General features: G+C 67.6%; 21 protein-coding genes. 13 read left to right on the top strand and 8 right to left on the bottom strand.

Going from position 1 to position 21177, the window contains the following annotated elements; all coding sequences use genetic code 11:
- The first annotated feature begins 27 nt into the window (after positions 1 to 27).
- The 8 genes from ACUXVX_RS08150 (at position 28) to ACUXVX_RS08185 (ending at position 8592) form a co-directional block, all read left to right on the top strand.
- The gene (locus ACUXVX_RS08150; protein WP_222470052.1) at positions 28 to 849 is read left to right on the top strand and encodes a cytochrome c oxidase subunit 3; all 822 of its coding nucleotides are present in this window, start codon (positions 28 to 30) and stop codon (positions 847 to 849) included.
- 87 nt (positions 850 to 936) lie between these two features.
- Entirely contained in the window at positions 937 to 1599 is a 663-nt protein-coding gene (locus tag ACUXVX_RS08155) for an SURF1 family protein (protein ID WP_446311137.1), read from the top strand.
- A gap of 10 nt (positions 1600 to 1609) precedes the next feature.
- On the top strand, positions 1610 to 2998 hold the full coding sequence (gene thrC / locus ACUXVX_RS08160; RefSeq protein WP_446311138.1) for a threonine synthase: 1389 nt from the start codon (positions 1610 to 1612) through the stop codon (positions 2996 to 2998).
- A gap of 29 nt (positions 2999 to 3027) precedes the next feature.
- Positions 3028 to 4257 (top strand): M16 family metallopeptidase, encoded by a 1230-nt coding sequence (locus ACUXVX_RS08165; protein ID WP_446311520.1) that lies wholly within the window; start codon positions 3028 to 3030, stop codon positions 4255 to 4257.
- Complete coding sequence (locus ACUXVX_RS08170) at positions 4257 to 4844, top strand: GNAT family N-acetyltransferase (protein ID WP_222470048.1); 588 nt, start codon at positions 4257 to 4259, stop codon at positions 4842 to 4844. The genes ACUXVX_RS08165 and ACUXVX_RS08170 overlap by 1 nt, the downstream gene beginning before the upstream one ends.
- Positions 4845 to 4909: 65 nt before the next feature.
- On the top strand, positions 4910 to 5737 hold the full coding sequence (locus ACUXVX_RS08175) for an MBL fold metallo-hydrolase (protein ID WP_446311139.1): 828 nt from the start codon (positions 4910 to 4912) through the stop codon (positions 5735 to 5737).
- Positions 5738 to 5767: 30 nt separating this feature from the next.
- Positions 5768 to 7186 (top strand): FAD-binding oxidoreductase, encoded by a 1419-nt coding sequence (locus ACUXVX_RS08180; RefSeq protein ID WP_446311140.1) that lies wholly within the window; start codon positions 5768 to 5770, stop codon positions 7184 to 7186.
- Positions 7187 to 7368: 182 nt separating this feature from the next.
- Positions 7369 to 8592, top strand: a complete 1224-nt coding sequence (locus ACUXVX_RS08185) for an Hsp70 family protein (RefSeq protein ID WP_446311141.1) — start codon at positions 7369 to 7371, stop codon at positions 8590 to 8592.
- Positions 8593 to 9159: 567 nt separating this feature from the next.
- Here the strand turns inward: ACUXVX_RS08185 and ACUXVX_RS08190 are convergent.
- The 5 genes from ACUXVX_RS08190 to ACUXVX_RS08210 all read right to left on the bottom strand — a co-directional run bounded on the left by ACUXVX_RS08190 (position 9160) and on the right by ACUXVX_RS08210 (position 12601).
- On the bottom strand, positions 9160 to 9690 hold the full coding sequence (locus ACUXVX_RS08190; RefSeq protein ID WP_446311142.1) for an adenine phosphoribosyltransferase: 531 nt from the start codon (positions 9688 to 9690) through the stop codon (positions 9160 to 9162).
- 15 nt (positions 9691 to 9705) lie between these two features.
- Complete coding sequence (locus ACUXVX_RS08195; protein WP_222470043.1) at positions 9706 to 10068, bottom strand: HdeA/HdeB family chaperone; 363 nt, start codon at positions 10066 to 10068, stop codon at positions 9706 to 9708.
- Between the two features lie 59 nt (positions 10069 to 10127).
- A complete protein-coding gene (locus tag ACUXVX_RS08200) occupies positions 10128 to 10601 on the bottom strand; it encodes a DUF2269 family protein (RefSeq protein ID WP_446311143.1) in 474 nt (157 codons plus the stop codon).
- A 108-nt stretch (positions 10602 to 10709) separates the two neighbouring features.
- A complete protein-coding gene (locus ACUXVX_RS08205) occupies positions 10710 to 11984 on the bottom strand; it encodes an SDR family oxidoreductase (RefSeq protein ID WP_446311144.1) in 1275 nt (424 codons plus the stop codon).
- Positions 11981 to 12601, bottom strand: a complete 621-nt coding sequence (locus tag ACUXVX_RS08210) for a LysE family translocator (RefSeq protein ID WP_446311145.1) — start codon at positions 12599 to 12601, stop codon at positions 11981 to 11983. Before ACUXVX_RS08210 ends, ACUXVX_RS08205 begins: the two co-directional genes overlap by 4 nt.
- Positions 12602 to 12764: 163 nt before the next feature.
- Here ACUXVX_RS08210 and ACUXVX_RS08215 point away from each other — a divergent pair, with 163 nt between their 5' ends.
- The 3 genes from ACUXVX_RS08215 (at position 12765) to ACUXVX_RS08225 (ending at position 15491) form a co-directional block, all read left to right on the top strand.
- A complete protein-coding gene (locus ACUXVX_RS08215; protein WP_222470039.1) occupies positions 12765 to 13421 on the top strand; it encodes a trimeric intracellular cation channel family protein in 657 nt (218 codons plus the stop codon).
- A complete protein-coding gene (locus tag ACUXVX_RS08220) occupies positions 13415 to 13849 on the top strand; it encodes an ion channel (protein WP_446311146.1) in 435 nt (144 codons plus the stop codon). The genes ACUXVX_RS08215 and ACUXVX_RS08220 overlap by 7 nt, the downstream gene beginning before the upstream one ends.
- 88 nt (positions 13850 to 13937) lie before the next feature.
- A complete protein-coding gene (locus tag ACUXVX_RS08225) occupies positions 13938 to 15491 on the top strand; it encodes a winged helix-turn-helix domain-containing tetratricopeptide repeat protein (protein ID WP_446311147.1) in 1554 nt (517 codons plus the stop codon).
- Positions 15492 to 15511: 20 nt separating this feature from the next.
- Here ACUXVX_RS08225 and ACUXVX_RS08230 read toward each other — a convergent pair whose 3' ends face one another.
- Entirely contained in the window at positions 15512 to 15976 is a 465-nt protein-coding gene (locus tag ACUXVX_RS08230; protein WP_446311148.1) for a hypothetical protein, read from the bottom strand.
- Between the two features lie 207 nt (positions 15977 to 16183).
- The gene (locus ACUXVX_RS08235; RefSeq protein ID WP_446311149.1) at positions 16184 to 17050 is read right to left on the bottom strand and encodes an S-methyl-5'-thioadenosine phosphorylase; all 867 of its coding nucleotides are present in this window, start codon (positions 17048 to 17050) and stop codon (positions 16184 to 16186) included.
- 217 nt (positions 17051 to 17267) lie between these two features.
- Here ACUXVX_RS08235 and ACUXVX_RS08240 point away from each other — a divergent pair, with 217 nt between their 5' ends.
- On the top strand, positions 17268 to 18857 hold the full coding sequence (locus ACUXVX_RS08240; protein WP_222495239.1) for a SulP family inorganic anion transporter: 1590 nt from the start codon (positions 17268 to 17270) through the stop codon (positions 18855 to 18857).
- Between the two features lie 37 nt (positions 18858 to 18894).
- The gene (kynU, locus tag ACUXVX_RS08245) at positions 18895 to 20115 is read left to right on the top strand and encodes a kynureninase (RefSeq protein WP_446311150.1); all 1221 of its coding nucleotides are present in this window, start codon (positions 18895 to 18897) and stop codon (positions 20113 to 20115) included.
- A gap of 466 nt (positions 20116 to 20581) precedes the next feature.
- Here kynU and ACUXVX_RS08250 read toward each other — a convergent pair whose 3' ends face one another.
- Positions 20582 to 21166 carry a flavin reductase family protein gene (locus ACUXVX_RS08250; protein ID WP_446311151.1) on the bottom strand — a complete coding sequence of 195 codons (585 nt, stop codon included), beginning with the start codon at positions 21164 to 21166 and terminating at the stop codon, positions 20582 to 20584.
- Positions 21167 to 21177 lie beyond the last annotated feature (11 nt).

Below are 21177 nucleotides of genomic sequence, written 5' to 3' on the forward strand. Positions count from 1 at the left end.
CTGAAAAGACCGTCCGAGGACCCAAACATGGCCCACGAAAAGAACCACGACTTCCATATTCTCAATCCCTCGATCTGGCCCTTTGCAGGTGCCGTTGCGGCCTTCGTCATGCTGTTTGGCGCGGTGCAATGGATGTCTCCGCAGGTTGAGACCAACCAGCCCTGGATCTTCCTGCTGGGCTTCATCGGCGTGCTCTACGTCATGTTCGCCTGGTGGTCCGAGGTGGTGGACGAGAGCCAGGTCGGCGATCACACCCCGGTGGTGCGGATCGGCCTGCGTTACGGCTTCATCCTCTTCATCATGTCGGAGGTGATGTTCTTCGCCGCATGGTTCTGGAGCTTCTTCAAGCACGCCATGTATCCGATGAACCCCGAGGTCGATCAGGCCCCCGCCGTTGACGGCATCTGGCCGCCCGCCGGGATCGAGACCTTCGACCCGTGGCACCTGCCGCTGATCAACACGCTGATCCTGCTCTGCTCGGGCATGGCCGCCACATGGGCGCACCACGCGTTGGTGCATGAGAACAACCGCAAGGCCATGGCCGAAGGGCTGATCCTTGCCGTGGTGCTGGGCCTGATCTTCACCGTGCTGCAGGCCTATGAATACAGCCACGCGGCTTTCGGCTTCTCGGGCAACATCTACGGTGCCAACTTCTTCATGGCGACCGGCTTCCACGGCGCCCATGTGATCATCGGCACGATCTTCCTGTTCATCTGCTACCTGCGCCTGCGGGCCGGGCACTTCAGCCAGGAAAAGCACATCGGCTTCGAGGCTGCCGCCTGGTACTGGCACTTCGTGGATGTGGTCTGGCTCTTCCTCTTTGCCGCGGTCTACATCTGGGGCGGCTGAGGCTGATGCAGAGTCGGGACAGGTCCCGACCTACGAGATACCAACGCGGGCCGGAGACGGCCCGCGTTCGGCTTTGAAGGACACCCCATGCGCTACCTCTTCCCGGCCATCCTCGGCATCTGCGGCATCGCCATTTTGGTGAGCCTCGGCACGTGGCAGTTGCGGCGACTGGCGTGGAAAGAGGCGATGCTGGCGGAGATCGACGCGCGGATCACCGCCGCCCCGGTGGCCGTTCCGGCCACGCCCGACCCGAAGGCCGACCGCTACCTGCCGGTCGAGGCAGAGGGCGACTTGGGCGGGGAGGGGCTGATGGTGCTGGCCTCGATCAAGCAGGTGGGCGCGATCCACCGGTTCATCACCACGCTGACCACGCCGGCGGGCCGGGTGCTGCTGGTCGATCTCGGCTACCGCAGGATCGTCTCGGCCGACGCCTCGGTGCCTGAGGGGGCCGTGCGGCTCACCGGCAACCTGCACTGGCCCGAGGAAATTGACAGTTACACCCCCACGCCCGATGGCACCCTGTGGTTTGCCCGCGACGTACCCGCGATGGCCGAGGCGCTCGGTGCGGAGCCGGTGCTGATCGTCGCCCGCGAGGTCACGCCGGGCTCAAGCATCACCCCGCTGCCGGTGAGCAGCGCGGGTATCCCCAATGACCACCTAGAATACGCGCTCACGTGGTTCGGGCTGGCGCTGGTGTGGCTGGGGATGACACTCTTCCTCATGTGGCGTATCAAGCGCCGCACCGTCTGAAGGACTTCCCATGCGCTATATCTCCACCCGGGGGCAGGCCCCCGTTCTGAGCTTTGAAGAGGCCATGCTGACCGGCCTTGCCCGTGACGGCGGGCTCTACCTGCCCGAGACCGTGCCCACGATGAGCGAAGCTGAGATCGCGGCGCTGGCCGGGGTGAGCTACGAAGAGGCAGTGGCGCGGGTGATCGCGCCCTTCATCGGTGACGCGCTCGGCACGCCGGAGGAGGTGAAGGCACTGATCGGGCGGGCCTATGCGGGCTTCGGCCACCCGGCGCGAGCGCCGCTGAAGCAGCTGGCTGACAACCACTTTCTGCTGGAGCTGTTCCACGGGCCGACGCTGGCGTTCAAGGACTTCGCCATGCAGCTCATCGGCCAGATGTTCCAGACCGTGCTGAAGCGCAATGGCCGCAAGATCACGATCGTCGGCGCCACCAGCGGTGACACTGGCTCGGCGGCGATTGAGGCCTTTGCCGGGCTGGACAACGTGGATGTGTTCATCCTCTTCCCCCATGGCCGGGTGTCGGAGGTGCAGCGGCGGCAGATGACCACGCCGGAGGCTGCCAACGTGCATGCGCTCGCGGTGGATGGTGACTTTGACGATTGCCAAGGGATGCTGAAAGAGATGTTCGCGGATTTCGACTTCCGCGACGAGGTCGGGTTGGCGGGCGTCAACTCGATCAACTTTGCCCGGGTGCTGGCGCAGATCGTCTACTACTTCACCTCCGCCGTGGCGCTGGGTGCGCCGCATCGGAAGGTCAGCTTTGCCGTGCCCACGGGCAACTTTGGCGACATCTTCGCGGGCTTCCTCGCCAAGCAGATGGGCCTGCCGATCGAGCAGTTGATCGTGGCGACCAACCAGAACGACATTCTGCACCGCTGCCTGACCACGGGCGACTATGCCAAGGCCGGGGTGAAGCCCTCGATCAGCCCGTCGATGGACATTGAGGTCAGTTCAAATTTTGAACGCGCGCTTTGGTTTGCATATGGCAGGGACGGAGCCGCCGTGGCGGCGCTGATGGACGAGCTGAAGGCGGGCAAGTTCCGCGTGAGCGAGAACGCGATGGGCGCGTTGACCGAGCATTACACCTCTGGCCGGGTCAGCGAAGACGAGACCAAGGCGGAAATTGAACGCATGTTCAAGGAGACCGGCGAGGTGATCTGCCCGCATACCGCCGTTGGCACTCGCGTGGCGCGCGACCACCTTGGCGCGACCCCGGTGGTGACACTGGCCACGGCGCATCCGGCCAAGTTCCCCGCGGCGGTGGAGGAGGCCTGCGGCGTGCATGCTGCCCTTCCCAACCGCATGGCGGACCTATATGACAGGTCGGAACGGGTGACGCGGGTCGAGAACGACCTTGGCGCCATCGAAGCTCTCATCAGGGAAAGGCGGTCTGCGTGAGCGTGCAAATCGACAGGCTTGGCAATGGAATGCGTATCGTGACCGAGGCGATGCCCGGTCTTGCGAGTGCCTCCGTCGGCCTGTGGATCAACGCGGGTGGGCGCCATGAGCGGGTAGAGCAGAACGGGATTGCCCACTTTCTCGAGCACATGGCCTTCAAGGGCACGGCGCGGCGCTCGGCGCTGCAGATTGCCGAGGAAATCGAGGACGTTGGCGGCTACATCAACGCCTACACCGGCCGCGAGATGACGGCCTATTACGCCCGCGTTCTGGCCGCCGATGTGCCGCTCGCGCTGGATGTGATTGCCGATATCGTGCTGGAGCCCGCCTTCGACCTTGGCGAGATCGAGGTGGAGCGCGGGGTTATCCTGCAGGAGATCGGGCAGGCGCTGGACACGCCGGATGACATCATCTTCGACTGGCTTCAGGAGGCCGCCTATCCGGGGCAGGCGATGGGGCGCACGATCCTTGGCCCGCCCGAGCGGATTCAGGCCTTTGGACGGGGCGATCTGGCGGGCTTCGTGGCCGAGCATTACGGGCCGGAGCATCTGGTGCTGGCCGCCGCTGGCGCGGTGGACCACGACCAGATCGTGAAGCTTGCGGAAAAGGCCTTTGGCCACCTCACGCCGCGCCCGATGCGCAGCGAGGAGCCTGCGCGGTTTGTCGGCGGTGAAACACGCGAAATCCGCCCGCTGGAGCAGGTGCATTTCGCGATGGGGCTGGAGAGCCCGAACTATCGCGCCCCCGACATTTACACCGCGCAGATCTACGCCAGCGCGATGGGCGGCGGCATGTCGTCCCGCCTGTTTCAGGAGCTGCGGGAGAAGCGCGGCCTCTGCTACTCGATCTATGCCCAGGCCGGGGCCTATGGCGACACGGGCCTGATGACGATTTACGCGGGCACCAGCGGCGAGGATATTGCCGGGCTGTCCGAGGTGGTCATCGACGAGCTGCGCCGTGCCGGCGATGACCTGAGCCATGCCGAGCTGGAGCGCGCCCGCAACCAGCTGAAGGCCGGGCTGCTGATGGGGCTGGAAGGCCCCTCCAGCCGTGCCGAGCGCAATGCGCGGATGGTCACCATCTGGGACCGCGTGCCTGCCACCGCCGAGACGGTGGAGAAGATCGACGCGGTGACCCTCGACGACCTGCGCGGCTTTGCCTCGCGGCTTGCCTCCGATGCGCCCGCCGCGCTGGCGCTTTACGGCCCCGCCGAGCGTGCGCCCGGCCTGAGCGGGCTGAAGGAGCGGCTGGCGGCCTGATGCGGCTGGGGCGGCGAAAGGTTCGGATCGATACGCCGCGCCTGCTGCTGCGCCCGCCCGCCCATGGCGACTTTCGGGCATGGAGCGACCTGCGCCGGGACAGCCGCGAATTTCTGACACCCTGGGAGCCGACCTGGGCCAACGACCATCTTTCGCGCAAAAGCTTTACAAATCGTGTCTACTGGGCGCAGCGGGCGATTGGCGGCGGCTCTGCGGTGCCGCTCTTCCTGTTCAAGCGCGAGACCGAGGGGCTGCTGGGGGCGATCACGCTCGACAACATCCGCCGTGGCCCGGCGCAATCGGGCACCCTTGGATACTGGATTGGCGAGCCGTTCAAGCGGCAGGGGTTCATGAAGGAAGCCATTGAAGCGGTTGTGCATTATGGCTTCACCGGGCTGGACCTGAGCCGCATCGAGGCCGCTTGCCTGCCCGAAAATGCCGCCTCGCGCGGGGCATTGGAGAAATGCGGCTTCAAATACGAGGGCGTGGCCCAAAGCTACCTGCAGATCAACGGGCGGTGGCGAAATCATGTGCTTTACGCCAATTTGCGCCGCGATCGGCGGGGGCGCACCGAGGCCGGGGCGTAAACTTTTCGTGCAGGGCGGGACGGGGCCGGTTTTTGCGGTAGCGTGAGCGGCAGGAGGCGCCGCCCATGCTCAGACTGTTCACCGCCCTTGCCGGGCTCATCGCATTTGCCAGCACCGCAGCCGCGCAGGACAGGCGGCCATCGCATTGCATCGCTCTGGCCGAGGCGACGCCCGGCATGGCCTATGTGCAAAAGGCCTCGTGGGCCGCGCCGGTGGACGAGGATGCGGTGCGGATCACCTATGTCGACCACTCGGTGTACGTGATCCAGACCGAGGGCGGGCTGGCGGTGGCGACCGATTACAACGGCTACCTCGGGCCGGAGGATCTGGTCCCGGATGTGGCGACGATGAACCACGCCCACAGCTCGCATTGGACGCCAAACCCCGACCCGCGCATCCCGAACGTGCTGAAGGGCTGGGGCGATGGTGAGCGGCCGGCGGACCATCACCTCGACCTCGGGGAAATGCTGATCCGCAACGTGCCGACCGACATTCGTCAGGGCTTTGGCGGGGTCGAGGAGGATGGCAACTCGATCTTCATCTTCGAGGTCGCGGGGCTGTGCATTGGCCACCTCGGGCACCTGCATCACGAGCCGAACGCCGAGCAGTACGCGGCGCTGGGGCGGCTCGACGTGGTGATGGCGCCGGTGGATGGCGGCATGACGGTGGACATTGCCACCATGCAGAGCATCGTCAGCCGCTTGCGCTCGTCCATCGTGCTGCCGATGCACTGGTTTTCGGGCTACTCGCTGGAGCAGTTTCTGGAGGGCATGGCGGGCGAGTTCGTGATCGACTGGCGCGTTGACAGTTCGTTTACCGTATCGCTCCGCGATCTGCCGTCACGCCCCACGATCGTGGTGCTCCAGCCTGCGGTGCTCTCTGGCTTCGATTGAATTTTGCGCCGGGCCGTGCGTAATGGCCCTATGTTGAATGATGCGACCCCCGAGATTGTTAACTGTTTTCGCGAAATTCTGCCCGAGGGCGTGGTTCGCGATGTGGAGCAACGATACCTCGAAGAACCGAGAGACAGGTTAACGGGCCGGGCAGGGGCGGTGATCTGCCCCGGCAGGGTGGAGGAGGTCGCGGCCGTGCTGCGGCTGGCCAGCGAGCTGCGCGTGGGCGTGCTGCCCTACGGCGGCGGCACGGGGCTGGTCGGCGGGCAGGTGGCGCCGGACGGGCCGGTGCCGCTGGTGCTGAGCCTCGAGCGGATGAAAGCGGTGCGCGGCATCTGGCCCGAGGAGGGCGTGATGACCGTGGAGGCGGGCGCGATTCTGGCTGATGTTCAAGGGGTTGCGGAGGAGCATGGCCGGTTGTTCCCGCTCTCGCTCGCCAGCGAGGGCTCGGCCCGGATCGGCGGGCTGCTGGGCACCAATGCGGGCGGGGTGAATGTGCTGCGCTACGGCAATGCGCGGGAGCTGTGCCTTGGCGTGGAGGCGGTTCTGGCCGATGGGCGGGTGATGCGCGGGCTGAAGCGGCTGCGGAAGGACAACACCGGGTATGACCTGCGCAATCTGCTGATCGGCTCGGAAGGCACGCTGGGGGTGATGACCGCTGCCAGCCTGCGGCTGTTTCCGCGCCCCGAGAGCGTGGCCGTGGCGGTGCTGGAGGTGGAGAGCCCGGCGGCGGCGCTGGGACTGCTGGGCCGGGCGCAAACCCTTGCGGGGCCTGCACTTTCGGCCTTCGAGTTGATTGCGGGGCAGGGGCCGAGGTTTTTGGCCGAACACATGCCGCAGGTGCGCCTGCCTTGGGCCGAGGTGCCGGATTGGTGCGTGCTGGTCGAGCTGGGATGCAGTGCGGGGCAGGATGCAGGTGCGCTGATGGAAGCCCTGTTTTCAGAGGCTTACGAGGCGGGGCAGGTGCCTGACGGCGTGGTGGCCGCGAGCGAGGGGCAGCGGGCGGAATTGTGGGCGATGCGGGAGAGCCTGCCGGAGGGGAACCGGAAGGTGGGCTCGATCCTGTCGAACGATATATCGCTGCCCTTGAGCGCGGTGCCGGAGTTCATTGCCCGGGCGGGGGAAGCGATTGGAAAGGCAGGGGATTTCAGGATCAACTGCTTTGGCCACATGGGCGACGGGAACCTGCATTACAACATCTTCCCGGCAGCGGGGAAGCGGCGGGCAGAGTATCCGGCGGGCTGTGGAGACGAGCTGAAAGACGTGGTAAATCAGCTACTTGCGGAGCTTGAGGGCTCTTTCAGCGCGGAGCATGGGCTGGGGCGGGCCAAGGTGGGCGACTTGCAGCGCTGGGGTGACCCGGTGCGGATCGAGATGATGCGGAGCATCAAGAAGTCATTGGATCCATTGGGAATTTTGAACCCGGGCGCGATATTCAAATATGAATAGGTGACTGGGTCGCACCCTGTTAACTACGAATTTCCTCAATACACATTCGATGCACAACTGATGCACATCCCATGCATATTCAGAAATGAATAGCTCGCAGGGGTTAACCGCTCGTGCGCGGGGGCTTGCCAGCCCGCGGGGCTTGGGGTAGCTGCGGCGCCTTTCTGGCGGGAGCACGGGCGATGGACAGGCTGGCAATCGACTTTGGCACATCGAACTCGGCGGCGGCGGTCTTTGCCGGCGGCGCGGTCCGGCGGCTGCCGGTGGAGCAGGGCGCGGAGACGCTGCCGACGGCGGTGTTCTTCCCCGAAGGGGGCGGCGCGATGCGGATCGGCAGCGCGGCGGGGGCGGCGCTGATCGGCGGCGAGGAAGGGCGCTACATGCGGGCGCTGAAAAGCGTGCTCGGGGTGCCGCTCTTCCACGAGAAGCGGCTGATCGAGGGCAAGCGGCGGACGCTGGCCGATGTGGTCACGGCCTTTTTGGTACAGGTGCGGGAGCGGTCGGAAGAATTTACCCGAGCGCGGTTCACCCGGGCGCTTTCGGGACGGCCTGTGCGGTTTCACGAGGATGCAGAGAAAGACGCGCAGGCCGAGGCGGACCTGCGCGGCTGCTACCTGGCGGCGGGGTTCGAGGAGGTCGAGTTCATGCCCGAACCGGAGGCGGCGGCGCGGGCGTGTCAGGGCATGGGGCAGGCCGGCGGCGTGGGGCTGATCGTGGATATCGGCGGCGGCACCAGCGACTTTACGGTGTTCCGCTCCGGCGCGGAGGTGGAGATCGTGGCGAGCCACGGCATTCGGCTGGGCGGCACGGATTTTGACCGGGTGGTCTCGGTCGCCGAGGTGATGCCGCTGCTGGGCATGGGCAGCGAGCTGCGCCGGGAGTTCGGGCCGGGGCTGCTGCCGGTGCCGCGGGCGGTGTTCGTGGACTTGGCGACATGGGCGAAGATCCCGTTTCTCTACGCGCCGGACGTGCGGCGCGAAGTGGCGGGCATGGTCAAGCTGGCGGTGGAGCCGGAGCGGCTGGGGCGGCTGGCGCGGGTGCTGGAGGACGAGCTGGGCCATGAGCTCGCCTTCGCGGTGGAACGGGGGAAGATCGCGGCGAATGACGCGGGCGAGGGGCGGATCGGCATGGGGATGATCGCGCCGGGGCTTGCGGCGGAACTGAGCGCGGCGCGGATGGGCGAGGTGCTGGGCGAGGCGCGGGCGGCTCTGGGGGCGGCGGCGCGAGAGGTGTTGGCGCAGGCCGGGGTGGCGCAGGGCGATGTGCGCCGGGTGGTGCTTGTGGGCGGGTCGAGCCTGATGGGGTTTGTCGAGGCGGAGATGCGTGGGGTTTGTGGGGACGCGGAGGTGCTGCGGTCGGAGGCGTTTACGGCGGTGGTGGACGGGTTGGCGATTGCGGCGGGGTAGGTTGGGGAGCGGCTTGTAGCGGACCGGTCGTGGAAAGTGCTTAGCCCGGTGCGCGCCGCAAGGCGCCGGGCAGCGCCGTCCCGCCGCACGGGGCGGCGCTTTGGTGAGGTTGGGAGTTACCTCTGAGGGAAGATGACTGCTGGGCCATAAAGTGGCACGCACGGCCGTTGTGAGCGCCACCCCACGGGACGGCGCTGACCGGCTTGCGTGGGGGTGCTTCGGCATAGGCTTAGCGATGAACGCGCACGCCAAGGGGCAGAAGGTCCGCAGGGGTGTGAAGACTGGGCGCGGCTCGCTTGATTGGAGTGTCCTGCCCGGTGCGCGCTGTAAGGCGCCGGGCAGCGCCGCCCCGTCCGTCGCACCGAAGGTGCGCCGCCTTATAATCGGCACGCCTTTGGCGTGACGGAGCGGAGCTTTGGTGAGGTTGCGGGCGACCTCTCAGGGAAGATGACTGCTGCGCGATAAAGTGGTACTCACAGGCGTTGCTTGCGCCACCCCACGGAACGACGCTGACCGGCTTGCGTTTGGGAATTGGCGGGGAGCCGGGACAAGTCCCGCCCCGCGCGGTCAGTGGCCCTCGTAGGCGGTGAGGGCGTGGACCTCCATGCCGAGGCCTTCGAGGCGATTGCGGCCGCCGAGGTCGGGGAGGTCGACGATGAAGGCGCAGCCGGTGATGACGCCGCCGAGGCGTTCGACCAGCTTGATCCCGGCCTCCGCCGTGCCGCCGGTGGCGAGCAGGTCATCGACCAGCAGGATGCGCTCGCCCGCCGCGATGGCGTCGTCATGCACCTCCATCACCGCCTCGCCGTATTCCAGCGTATAGGCCTCGGAGATCACCGTGCCGGGGAGCTTGCCCTTCTTGCGGATCGGCACGAAGCCGGTGCCGAGCTGGTGGGCGATGGCGCCGCCGAGGATGAAGCCGCGTGCCTCGAGACCCACGACCTTGTCGATCGGCGCGCCGGCGTAGGGGTGGAGCATCTGGTCGATGCAGAGCCGCATTCCGCGCGGGTCGGCAAAGAGCGTGGTGACATCGCGGAACATGATCCCCTCATGGGGGAAATCGGCGATGGTGCGGATGTAGTCGGCGACGGATTTCATCGGTCTCAGGGCCGCTTACTCGGAAGCCGCGCCGCTCTCGTCCTGCTCGTTCAGCGAGTTCTGGAGGATCGCCTCGGTCACCTGAAAGAGCATCGCGTTGGGGTTCTTCTGGCATTCGGCGAGGGTGATCTCGACGATCTTGGTGCCGCCCACTTCCTGCATCTTGTCGAGGAAGGCTGTGGGCTTGTCGATGGAGGCGTGGGACCAGTAGCCGAGAATCCAGCCGGCGACCTGGGCCTGATCGGTCACGTTCTGGGTGACGAAGGCGGCGCGGGCGCGCTCGCAGGTCCAGCGTCCGGTGCCCATCATGTAGGCCTCGGAGAGCGCGGGCGCGGTGGTGGCCATGCAGAGGGCGGCGGCGAGGAAGGTGCGGTTCATGGTTGTCTCCCGTGTCGGTCGGCTCATTGGTAGCGGGCGGGGCCGCGGATGAGAAGGGGTCACCAGAGCTGCGGCTTGGAGACCATCAACCAGAAGATGGCGATGAGCGCGGCGAAGGCGGGCCAGCCGAGGGCGAACCAGATGCGGTAGGCGCGGAGGGCGGAGGCGGGCAGGGGCTGGCCTGCAGCGGCGGCGGTGCGGGCGGCGTTGCGGATGCCGATTTGCAGGTGCACCACGGGCGCCCAGCAGGTGAAGGCCAGCAGGTAGAGGGCGTAGGTGGCGAGCAGCCAGGGCTCGGTGAGGCTGTATCCGGCGGCGTGGATCAGGCCGAGGCCGGTGAGCGGCTGGGCGATGCCGGCGGGGGTGGTGAAGAGCCAGTCTGCGAGGACGACGTGGTTTGCCGTGTGAGCCACGGTTTGGGGGTTCCGCGTGCGCATGGCCATGACCATCTGGAAGGCGGTCCCGATCCCGGTGCCGAACAGCACCGTGGAGGAGAGGATGTGGAGCCATTTGAGGGTTTCGTAGAGGTCCATGCAGTGGTGCCTGTGGAGGGGTCGGAGCGGGGGGCCTGCCCCCCGCACCCCCCGGAGATATTTGAGCCAAGATGAAGGGCGGGGCGGGGGATTAACCTTGATGCGGGGTTAACGCTCGGTGTCGAGAGCGCGGGTGGTGAGCAGGAGGGCGAGGATGGGCAGGTTCTTCAGCAGGGCGCCGTAGGGATCGAGCCAGAGGTGGGGGGCGATTGCGGTGAGGCCTGCGGTGTAGCCGGTGATGAGCAGGGCCTGCGCCCAGAAGGTGAGGCGCGGGCGCCAGTTGCGGAAGAGGGCGATGGCGAGGGCGAGGTCGAGCAGGCCGAAGGCGCGGGCGGCATTGGTGAGAGTTTCGGGCGGCAGGCCGGTGGCGGCGAGGTCGGGCAGATAGCTGGCGGGCGGGGCGAAGAGGCCGAGCAGGCCGGAGATCAGCCAGAGCAGGCAGAGGGTGAGGCGCAGGGCCGGGCGGAGCAGGTAGAGGCGGGCGTGCCAGAGGTCTGCCGGGGTGGGCGGCCTGCGGGCGAGGAAGGCGGAGGCGCCGGGGAGGGGCGTGGAGGTGGGGGCGAGGACGCCATGTTCGAGCTGGGCCAACGCGGTGGTGGAGAAGGGGCCGGCGCGCATGGCGTCGCCCAGCCGCCCGAGGAGGCGCGCGAGGGGCATCGGGACAGGGAGCGCCGGGACGGGGCGGAGGCCGAGGTGGGCGCGGGTGGCGGCGGTGAGTTCCTTGAGGGTCAGCGTGTCGGCCCCGCCGGTGTGGATCGGCTGGGGGCCGTTATCCTCTTCGGTGGCAGCGAGGAGGCGTTGGGCGAGATCCTCGGCGTGGCAGGGGTTGAAACGGTGTTTGCCGCGCCCGAGCACGGGCATCAGGAAGGGGAAGGCGGCGAGCGCACGGAGGACGGCGGAGCCGCCGTAGGCGCCGTCGCCGAGCACGAGGCCTGCGCGGAGGATGGTGAGGCGGTGGCGCCCGTTCTCGGAAGCGAGCTTGGCGGTGAGCTCGCCGGTGCGGCGGGCCTCGGCGAAGGGGGTTTGCGCCTCGATCCCGGTGGCGGAGAGCAGGGTGAGGAAGCTGCCGTGGGGCAGGGCATCGTAGAGCGCGGCGGGGGCGTGCTCGTGGACGGCAGCGAAGGCGGCCGGGGAGCCGGTGAGCAGGCCCGCGCAGTTGATCACGCCGTGGGCGGTGCGGGCGAGATCTTTCCACGAGGAGGCGCTGTGCCATTTCTCGGCGGTCAGGTCGGCTTGAAAGGTGTCGAAGCCGAGGGCCTTCAGGGCCGAGGTGCGGCGGGCAATGCAGGTGACGCGGTGGCCCGCCGCGCGGGCGGCATAGGCGACGTGGCGGCCGATGAAGCCATCGGCGCCGAGGAGGAGGATGTGTTTGCTGTCGGTCACGCGCGGCGGAGGGTGGCGGTTGCGGCGGCCATGGCGAGGAGCGCGCCGCCGCCTGCGCGGGTGAGCCATGTCAGCACGGCGGGGCGGCGGATGGTGGCACGGAGCCGGTCGGCGGCGAGGGCATAGGCCAAAGCGTTGAGGGCCGCGAGGGTGACGAAGGTGGCGGTGAGGATGGCGAACTGCGGGAGCAGGGGCTGCGACGGCGTGACGAACTGCGGGACGAAGGCGATGAAGAAGGCGATCGACTTGGGGTTCAGCGCGGTCACGGTGGCGGCGTGGCGGAAGATGGTGGCGGGGCGGGCCTGCGCGGCCTCTGGCCGGTCGAGGCTGGCGGCGGGGGCGCGCAGGAGCTTGAGGCCGAGGTAGGCAAGGTAGATTGCGCCGGCCCACTTGAGGATCGTGAAGGCCGTGGCCGAGGCGGCGACGAGGGCGCCGAGGCCTGCGAGGGAGGCGCTCATGGCGATGAGGTCGCCTGCGGCGACCCCGGTCGCGCAGGCCAGCGCGGTGCGGCGGCCTTGTGACAGCGCGTAGGAGAGCACCAGAAGCACGGTGGGGCCGGGGATCAGCAGCAGGGCGGTGGAGGCGGCAGCGAAGGCAAGCCAGAGGTCGAGGGGCATGGGCGGGTCTCCTTTTGCGGGGAGGAAGCCACGGGGGGCGGGGCGGGTCAATGGTCGGGATGTGGCGTGATAGAGGGCCGTTAGGGGCAGGCGGGCAGATTGCCCACCCTACGGGTTGCGCCTATTGGGTGCGCAGGGTCAGGTAAAGGCAGGAGGGCGGGTCATGTTCGAGACGGTGACGGCGGTTCTGGATTGGTTCGGGCTTTGCGTCTTTGCGGTGACGGGGGCGCTGGTGGCCTCGCGCAAGGAGATGGACGTGGTGGGTTTTGTGCTGCTTGCGGTGGTGACCGGCGTGGGGGGCGGCACGCTGCGTGACCTCGTGTTGGGGCTGGCGCCGGTGTTCTGGGTGGTGCGGCCCGAGGTGCTGCTGGTCTGCGCGGGCGTTGGGGCGCTCGTGTTCTTCGTGGCCCACATCCCGGCCTCGCGCTACCGGGTGCTGCTGTGGTTCGACGCGGTGGGGCTGGCGCTCTTTGCCGTCACCGGGGCGGAACGGGCGCTGGATGCGGGGGCGGGCCCCTCGGTTGCCGTGGCGATGGGGGTGGCGACGGCCTCCTTCGGCGGCATCCTGCGCGATCTGCTGGGCGGCGAGGAGCCGGTGATCCTGCGGCGGGAAATTTATGTGACGGCGGCCTTTGCGGGGGCCTTGGTGCTGGCGATGGCTGACATGGCCGGGCTGGGCCGGGAGCTGGCGCTGGTGGCGGGCTTCGCCGTGGCGCTGGGCTTGCGGGCGGCGGGCCTCTGGTGGGGCCTGTCGCTGCCGCGCTATCGAGCGCGACCCGGGCGGGAGGTTTCGGAGATCGAAGGGGGCGACGGGTGCTGATCCAGCTGCTGCTCGGCTCGGCGATCATGGCGGCGACCACGGTTGTGGCGGCGCTGTCGCTCTGGGGGCTGGAGGCGTTTCTGGCCCGCATCCACGGCTGGGTGATCCGCCCGCCGCAGGGGCCGCGGCTGGTGGCGGCGGTCGTTGCGGTGATGCTCTGGACGCTGGTGGTGATGACCGCCGCGGTCTGGATCTGGGCGCTGGCGCTCTGGGCCTTGGGGGTCTTGGTGACGCTGGAGGCCTCGGTGTATTTCGCGCTGGTGGCCTTCACCACGCTCGGGTTCGGCGACATCCTCCTGCCGCTGGAGTGGCGGCTGCTGGGCGGGCTGGCAGCGGCGAACGGGCTGCTCGTGTTTGCGCTGCTCGCGGCGATGCTGGTGGAGACCCTGCGGCAGACACGGCTGCGGCAGCGGGGGGACCGGAAGTAGGCGCGGGGAGGGTGTGCTCGGGCAGGCTTCAGGCAGTCTCAGCCGAGCTGTGCTAAGGTGGCACGGCGAGGAACGGAGGTGCAGGAGCGTGCGGAGCGGGCCAGAAGACGGCGGCGGCAAGGCGGTGGTGTCGATCGACGAGGACCTGCGGACGGTGGGCTGGCGGGGCCGGGAGCCGGTGCGGCTCAGGCCAAAGAGCTTCAAACTGCTGACCGTGCTGGCCCGTAACGCGCCTGACGCTGTGACCAAGGATCTGCTGGCGGAGAAGGTCTGGGGCGGGAGCGCGGTGAGCGACGAGAGCATCGCGCGGTGTATCCATGACATCCGGCAGGCGCTGGGCGACAGCGCGCATGCAATGGTTCAGACCATCCCCGGCCACGGCTACCGCCTGAAGGCACAGGTTGAAGGTGCGGCCGCCGTGGCAGCGCCGGCGCGGCGGCGCGAGACCGTGGCGATGTTGCCCTTTACGGCGCCGACGATGGAGGTGCGCTGGCACCATTTCGCGGAAGGGCTTACCAGCGTGCTGCTTTCAGAGCTGACGCGGGCCGATCTGGTGGAGGTTCTCTCACCGACGCTGATTTACCGGGAGGGCCGCTCGGAGTCCGAGATGGTCGAGGCGTTCCGCGCGCAGGGTGCGGCCTATGTCATCGGCGGCATGGTGCAGGGATCGCCGGAGGAGAGTGACGCGCGGAGCCTGCGGGCCGGGGCCTGGATGATTTCGGCCGCCGATGGCCGGATGATGTGGACCCACCGTTGGGATGCGGTGGTGGAGGACTTCTTCGAGGTGCAGGACGAGATCGTGATGGCCACGATCAGTGAGTTGGCGAGCCTGTGGTCGGGCCGGATGGCCGACTTTGCCGAGGTGCGCTCGGGCCATCTCGCCACCTCCAGCCTCGACGCCTACGAGCTCTTCCAGCGGGGCGTTATCCTGACGCGGCAGTTCAGCGAGGCGGCCTATGAGGAGGCGATCGAGTGCCTGAGGCGGGCGGTGGCGATCGATCCGGGCTATGGCGATGCCTGGGCGACGCTCTCGACGATCTACGGGCTGTTCTCCACCGCAGCACAGGGCGAGGTGTTGGAGGAGTTGCTGGCGCTGCGGAAGGAGGCGGCGGAGAAGGCCTATGCCCTCCGGCCGCGGAGCGGGTGGGCACTGCTCGCGGGTGCATGGGCTCGGGCGCAGGCCGGTCACCTTGAGGAAACCCGATCGCTGATCCGCGAAGCGGCGGCGGAGGCTAGAAGCAATGCCGACCTGCTCGTGGCGTCTGCGTGGTTCGCGGCGCTCAATTCCGACATGCTGGAGGAGGCCGAGCGTTGGGCGTTGCGGGCGGTTGAGATGCACGCCCGGCGGCCGGATTGGTACTATTGCCCGCTCGGCTATGCGCGGTTCTTCCGGGGCGAGACGGAGGCCGCGCTTGAGGCCTTGCGCCGCGCGCCGCAGAACTATGCCGAGGCGCTGGCCTTTCGCGCGGCCTGCGAGGCCGAACTGGGCCTGGACGCGGCACTTGCCGACACGAGGGCCCGGCTGGTGACGACGTTTCCCGGCTTCTCTTCTTCCGGCTACCTCTCCTCCGAACCGCTCGGCACGGAGGAGAAGCGGGCCCGGCTGGCGGCAGGGTTTGCTCGGGCCGGGCTGCCCGCCTGAGCGGGCAGCGGGGCTGCCGGTCAGGCGATATCCTTGGCCATCCGGGCGCCGATCATGTCGACCACCTTTGCCGCCGCCGGCAACCAGTTGCCATCGAGGATGAGCTGGGCATTCAGCTCGCTGACCAGCTTGGCCAGCAGCGGCCAGTTCTGGGTCCAGGCCGCGCCGAGGGCCTTTGCGGCGGTGGTCACGTCGATTCCGCCGTTCTCGATGTCCTTGAAGCCGTTCTTCACCAGCGGCCCGCGAAACTGGATGCGGGTGATCTTGGCGGTGTACTCGCCCTTCTTGTTGCCGAGCTTGATGGCGTAGAACACCCGGTCGTCTTTGCCGATGTGCTCATGGCGGAAGTAGGAGGTTTCATCGCCCTTGGTGCGGTTGTCGTTTTTCACCGAGCGGATGAAGAACGAATGGCCGTCGATCTTGCTGCCGCTGGTGGGGAAGCCGCCCTTCACGGCGATGTCGATGGCTTTTGTCAGTTTGGTCATGTCACTTTCCTTCCAATCACTGTGGTCAAATGCGCGGCCCGGTCGGGAAGGGCCCGGGTGCGAAGCCCGGCGGTCTGCGCGGGCTTGTTGGAAGGATCGGTGAGGGCGCGAGTCGGGTCGTGAAAGCGCGGGTGAAAACTTCTGAAAGTTCTTGAAAGACGCTTGCGCCTCTTGGTCAGAGGCGCGGTAGTCGAAACTAGTCCCAGCCTAAAGGACGCGGGCGGCGATGGTTTTCAGCTTTTCGACGAGGGCGGGGTCGCGGGCTTCGGGGGCGGTCATGATGGCGTGTTCGAGGGCCGTGTCGCAGCCGTGCGGGCAGGGCGTGTGCTCCGGGCCGAGGCGGGCGGGGAGGGCGGCGATGGTGTCTTTGGCGCGGGCGGAGTTGCCGTGGAGGGTGGCGATGATTTCGGTGATGTCGACGGTGCCGTGGCCCTCGTGCCAGCTGTCGTAATCGGTGATCATTGCCAGCGAGGCGTAGCAAAGCTCGGCCTCGCGGGCGAGTTTGGCCTCGGGCATGTTGGTCATGCCGATCACGTCGCAGCCCCAGCCGCGATACATCTTCGACTCCGCGACGGAGGAAAACTGCGGCCCCTCCATCGCCAAGTAGTTGCCGCGCGGGTGGACCTTTGCCCCCGCGCTGCGGGCGGCCTCGGCAAGATCGGCGCCGAGGTGGGCACAGGTCGGGTGGGCCATGCTGACATGGGCGACGCAGCCGGAGGAGAAGAAGCTCTTTTCGCGGGCGAAGGTGCGGTCGATGAACTGGTCGACGAGCACGAAATCGCCCGGCGCCATCTCTTCGCGGAAGCTCCCACAGGCGGAGATGCTCACCACATCGGTCACGCCGAGCATCTTCAGCGCGGCGATGTTGGCGCGGTAAGGCACGGTGGAGGGGGTGTGCACATGGCCGCGCCCGTGGCGGGGCAGGAAGGCCAGCGGCACGCCGCCGAGGGTGCCGGTGAAGAGCGCGTCCGAGGGTTTGCCCCAGGGCGTATCGAGGTGCTGCCAGCGGGCGTCTTCCAGCCCCGCGATGTCATAAAGCCCCGAGCCGCCGATTATGCCGATCATCCGTTTCATGCCGTATCCCTTTGCGAATGCCCCGATGGAGCCCAATCCGGCGCAACCCTGCAAGCATTTTGGTTAACCCGGCCCTGCGACACCGTGCAGGGGTTTTGCCGCTAGCGCAAACATGCTAGCCGCAGCGCAGCGAACCGCCGAGCCAGCCGGAAGAGACAACATGAGTGACACGCCACGCGCGGGCAAGAGCCCGTATTTCGCCTTTGCCAAGGGGCTGATGGGAGACTTCCGGCAGGGCGACGAGCCGGTGGCCGCGCGGGTCAAGACCGAGGTGCTCTCGGGCCTCACTGTGGCGTTGGCGCTGGTGCCCGAGGCGGTGGCCTTTGCCTTTGTTGCCCATGTTCATCCGCTGGTGGGGCTTTATGCGGCCTTCATTGTGGGCCTGATCACCGCGGTTTTCGGCGGGCGGCCCGGGATGATCTCGGGCGCGACTGGCGCGCTGGCGGTGGTGATGGTGGCGCTGGTGGTGGAGCACGGGGTCGAATACCTCTTCGCCACGGTGATCCTGATGGGGATTCTGCAGATCGCGGCAGGGATCTTTCACCTCGGGCGGTTCATCCGGCTGGTGCCACATGCGGTGATGCTGGGCTTCGTGAACGGGCTGGCGATCGTTATTTTCCTGGCGCAGCTGGGGCAGTTCAAGGTGCCGGGCGGCGATGGCGAGTGGCTCTCGGGCGGGCCGCTGATGCTGATGCTGGGCCTTGTGGCGCTGACCATGCTGATCATCTGGGGCTTGCCGAAGGTGACCAACGTGATCCCGGCGCCGCTGGCGGGCATCGGGATCGTCGCGATCCTCGTGATTGTCTTCAACATCCCCGTCCCCCGTGTGGGCGACATGGCCTCGATCGCGGGCACGCTGCCGCCGTTCCATGTGCCGTTCGGCGAGGGCGAGGGGCTCTATGGCACGCCGCTGGCGCCGCTGAACCTCGAGACGCTGTACATCATCTTCCCCTATGCGCTGATCCTCGCGGCCATCGGCCTGATCGAGAGCCTGCTGACGCTGAACCTCGTCAACCAGATGACCGACCAGCGCGGCGGCGCCTCCAAGGAATGTGTGGCGCAGGGCATGGCCAACACGGTCACCGGCTTCTTTGGCGGCATGGGCGGCTGCGCGATGATCGGGCAGTCGATGATCAACGTGAAATCCGGCGGACGGACCCGGCTGGCGGCGATTGCGGCGGCGCTGTTTTTGCTGTCGTTCATCCTGTTCGCCTCGCCGCTGATCGAGCAGATCCCGCTGGCGGCGCTTGTAGGGGTGATGTTCATGGTGGTGATCGGCACCTTCGCGTGGAACACCTTCCGGATCATGCGGGTCAGCACCAAGTTCGCCAGCTTCGTCACCATCCTCGTGACGGTGGTGACGGTGCTGGAAGACCTCGCGGTGGCGGTGGTCGTGGGCGTGATCGTGTCGGCCCTGCATTACGCTTGGCAAAACGCCAAGCGGATCACCGCGAAGAGCTACACCACGCCGGAAGGGGCGAAGGTGTATCAGGTTGTCGGGCCGCTGTTCTTTGGCTCGGCGGACGGGTTCACCGAGCTGTTCACGCCGAAGGACGACCCGAAGGTGGTGATTGTCGACTTCGCCGAGAGCCGGGTGGCGGATCAGACGGCGCTTTCGGCGATCGAAGGGATGGCGAAGAAATATCTCGAAGAGGGCAAGGAACTGCACCTTCGGCACCTCAGCCGGGATTGTCGCAAACTGCTGAGCCAGACCGGGCTGATCGTGGAGAAGAGCGAGGACGACCCGGAATATCAGGTGGCCGCCAACTACCCGGTGCAGACCGGGCTCTTCGGCGACGCGCATTAGGCTGGCGGGCCGCGCGGGGCCGTGCGAGGCTCCGCGGATGGACCTGATTGCTGACGCCCGCGCGCTCGACGCCGCCGATGCGCTCGCCGAGAGGCGGGCGCGCTACCTGATCCCCGAGGGGGTCATCTACCTCGATGGAAATTCGCTCGGGCCTGCCAGCCATGCGGCGCTGGCCGCGCTGGACGTGGCGGCGCGGGAGGAATGGGCCGAGGGGCTGATCCGCTCGTGGAACGCGGCGGGCTGGTTCGAGATGCCGATGGCGCTGGGCGACAGGATCGGGCGGCTGATCGGGGCGCGTGCGGGCTCGGTGGCCTGCTGCGACACGATCTCGGTGAACCTCTACAAGGTGCTGCACGCCTGTTTGGCGCTGCGTCCCGGCCGGCGGGTGATTTTGGCGGAGGGTTCGAGCTTTCCGACCGATCTTTATATCGCCGAGGGGGTCTGCGCGGCGGCGGGCGCGCGGCTGGTGCTGGCCGAGGGGCCGGTGGAGGCGGCGCTTTCTGGCGAGGTGGCGGCGATGCTGGTGAACCACGTGGATTACCGGACGGGCGCGGTGCGGGATATGGCGCGGCTCAGTGCACTGGCGCAGGAGGCGGGTGCGCTGGCGGTTTGGGACCTGTCGCATTCCGCCGGGGCGCTGGAAGTGGCGCTGGACCGGGACGGCGCGGATTTTGCCGTGGGCTGCACCTACAAGTACCTGAATGGCGGACCGGGGGCGCCGGGGTTCGTCTATGCTGCGGAGCGTCACCACGGCGGCATCCGCCAGCCGGTAAGCGGCTGGTGGGGCCACGCCCGACCCTTCGCCTTCGAGCCGGGCTATGCGGCGGCGGAGGGGGTGAAGGCCTTTTTGGCCGGCACCCAGCCGGTGCTCTCCATGCGCACGCTGGCAGGGGCGCTGGCAGACTGGGAGGGCGTGGATATGGCGGCGGTGCGGGCGAAGAGCCGCGCGATGACCGATGCCTTCGTGGGCTGGGTCGAGGCGCTGTGCCCGGGGCTGGAGCTGGGCTCCCCGAGGGAGGCAGCGGCGCGGGGCAGCCAGGTCTCGTTCCGCCACCCGAATGGCTACGAGATCATGCAGGCGCTGATCGCGCGGGGTGTGATCGGAGATTTCCGCGCACCGGATGTGCTGCGCTTCGGCTTCGCGCCGCTCTACCTGAGCTTCGAGGAGGTGGCGCGGGCGGTGCTGGCGCTGCGGGATGTGCTGGAGAGCGGTGAGTGGCGCGAGCCTCGGTTTGCCGAGCGGGGCGCGGTGACGTGAGCGTCTGGGTGGGGGCCAGCCCCCCACACCCCCCGGGAATATTTGCAGCAAGAAAATGGGGGTGCTGGTAACGCGCTATTAACCTTAACGCGCCATGATCGGGGCACGGTACAGGCTGGGAAGCCGATGACCGTGCAAGGAAATGCCCCGCCGTCGCTGGTTCTAAACCGTCCCGGCGGCGGGGTTCGCCGCTGGCCGGGCAGAGAAGCGGGCATTTGGTTCAGATTCTAACGGCTCGCGTTGGTCGCGTGGCACCGGCCAGCCAGATAGTTCAGGATTGTGCGCTGCGATGAAGCTTGCTGCCTTTGGGATGCGGTGATGTTGCTTTGGTCGCGTTGGCCCAACCCGGTCAGAGAATGTCGCATGGCGCATCTGGTGTGCCACTGCCCTGGCCATTTTCTTGCTCCAAGTATCCCCGCCGGAGGCCTCGAATCTCTTTTGGCGCTTCGGGGAACCCATCGCCCGGTCAGTCGTCGGGGCGGGTGAGCTCGAAGACGTTCTCGACGACGGCGTAGTCGCGGTAGCCGAGCCGGGAGAGGGGCTGGAAGGTGGTCACGTCGAACCGGCCGTTCACGAGGCAGTCGTCGCGGATGTGCACGCCGGTCACCTCGCCGATGACCATGTGGTTGTCCTTCCCCTCCAGCTGGATGAACTTGATCGCGCGGCATTCGAGGTTGGCTGGCGCGGAGGCCACGCGGGGGCAGACTATGGTGTCGCATTCGGCCTTTTCGATCCCGGCTTTCTCGAATTCGTCGACCTGCGGCAGGTGGGCGGCGGAGGTGGCGTTCATCACGTCGCGGGCGGCGGCCTCCACGATGTTCACGCAGAACACCCCGGTTTCGCGGATGTTCATCAGCGAGTCCTTGGTGCCGGTGGAGCAGAACATCACCTGCGGCGGCACGTAGGCCACGGCGTTGAAGAAGGAGTAGGGGGCGAGGTTGTCATGCCCCTCGGCGCCACGCGAGCTGATCCAGCCGATGGGGCGGGGCGAGATGATGGCGTTGAAGGGGTTGTGCGGCAGGCCGTGGCCGTCTTCGGGGGTGTAGAACATGCGCTCTCCTT

The sequence above is a fragment of the Vannielia sp. SX4 genome (assembly GCF_052828525.1).

Excerpts from the sequence above, each read along its gene's own strand:
- ACUXVX_RS08150 (WP_222470052.1), top strand. The coding sequence starts at position 28 with ATGGCCCACGAAAAGAACCACGACTTCCATATTCTCAATCCCTCGATC.
- ACUXVX_RS08155 (WP_446311137.1), top strand. The coding sequence starts at position 937 with ATGCGCTACCTCTTCCCGGCCATCCTCGGCATCTGCGGCATCGCCATT.
- thrC (WP_446311138.1), top strand. The coding sequence starts at position 1,610 with ATGCGCTATATCTCCACCCGGGGGCAGGCCCCCGTTCTGAGCTTTGAA.
- ACUXVX_RS08165 (WP_446311520.1), top strand. The coding sequence starts at position 3,028 with ATGCGTATCGTGACCGAGGCGATGCCCGGTCTTGCGAGTGCCTCCGTC.
- ACUXVX_RS08170 (WP_222470048.1), top strand. The coding sequence starts at position 4,257 with ATGCGGCTGGGGCGGCGAAAGGTTCGGATCGATACGCCGCGCCTGCTG.
- ACUXVX_RS08175 (WP_446311139.1), top strand. The coding sequence starts at position 4,910 with ATGCTCAGACTGTTCACCGCCCTTGCCGGGCTCATCGCATTTGCCAGC.
- ACUXVX_RS08180 (WP_446311140.1), top strand. The coding sequence starts at position 5,768 with ATGTTGAATGATGCGACCCCCGAGATTGTTAACTGTTTTCGCGAAATT.
- ACUXVX_RS08185 (WP_446311141.1), top strand. The coding sequence starts at position 7,369 with ATGGACAGGCTGGCAATCGACTTTGGCACATCGAACTCGGCGGCGGCG.
- ACUXVX_RS08190 (WP_446311142.1), bottom strand. The coding sequence starts at position 9,690 with ATGAAATCCGTCGCCGACTACATCCGCACCATCGCCGATTTCCCCCAT.
- ACUXVX_RS08195 (WP_222470043.1), bottom strand. The coding sequence starts at position 10,068 with ATGAACCGCACCTTCCTCGCCGCCGCCCTCTGCATGGCCACCACCGCG.
- ACUXVX_RS08200 (WP_446311143.1), bottom strand. The coding sequence starts at position 10,601 with ATGGACCTCTACGAAACCCTCAAATGGCTCCACATCCTCTCCTCCACG.
- ACUXVX_RS08210 (WP_446311145.1), bottom strand. The coding sequence starts at position 12,601 with ATGCCCCTCGACCTCTGGCTTGCCTTCGCTGCCGCCTCCACCGCCCTG.
- ACUXVX_RS08215 (WP_222470039.1), top strand. The coding sequence starts at position 12,765 with ATGTTCGAGACGGTGACGGCGGTTCTGGATTGGTTCGGGCTTTGCGTC.
- ACUXVX_RS08230 (WP_446311148.1), bottom strand. The coding sequence starts at position 15,976 with ATGACCAAACTGACAAAAGCCATCGACATCGCCGTGAAGGGCGGCTTC.
- ACUXVX_RS08235 (WP_446311149.1), bottom strand. The coding sequence starts at position 17,050 with ATGAAACGGATGATCGGCATAATCGGCGGCTCGGGGCTTTATGACATC.
- ACUXVX_RS08240 (WP_222495239.1), top strand. The coding sequence starts at position 17,268 with ATGGGAGACTTCCGGCAGGGCGACGAGCCGGTGGCCGCGCGGGTCAAG.
- kynU (WP_446311150.1), top strand. The coding sequence starts at position 18,895 with ATGGACCTGATTGCTGACGCCCGCGCGCTCGACGCCGCCGATGCGCTC.
- ACUXVX_RS08250 (WP_446311151.1), bottom strand. The coding sequence starts at position 21,166 with ATGTTCTACACCCCCGAAGACGGCCACGGCCTGCCGCACAACCCCTTC.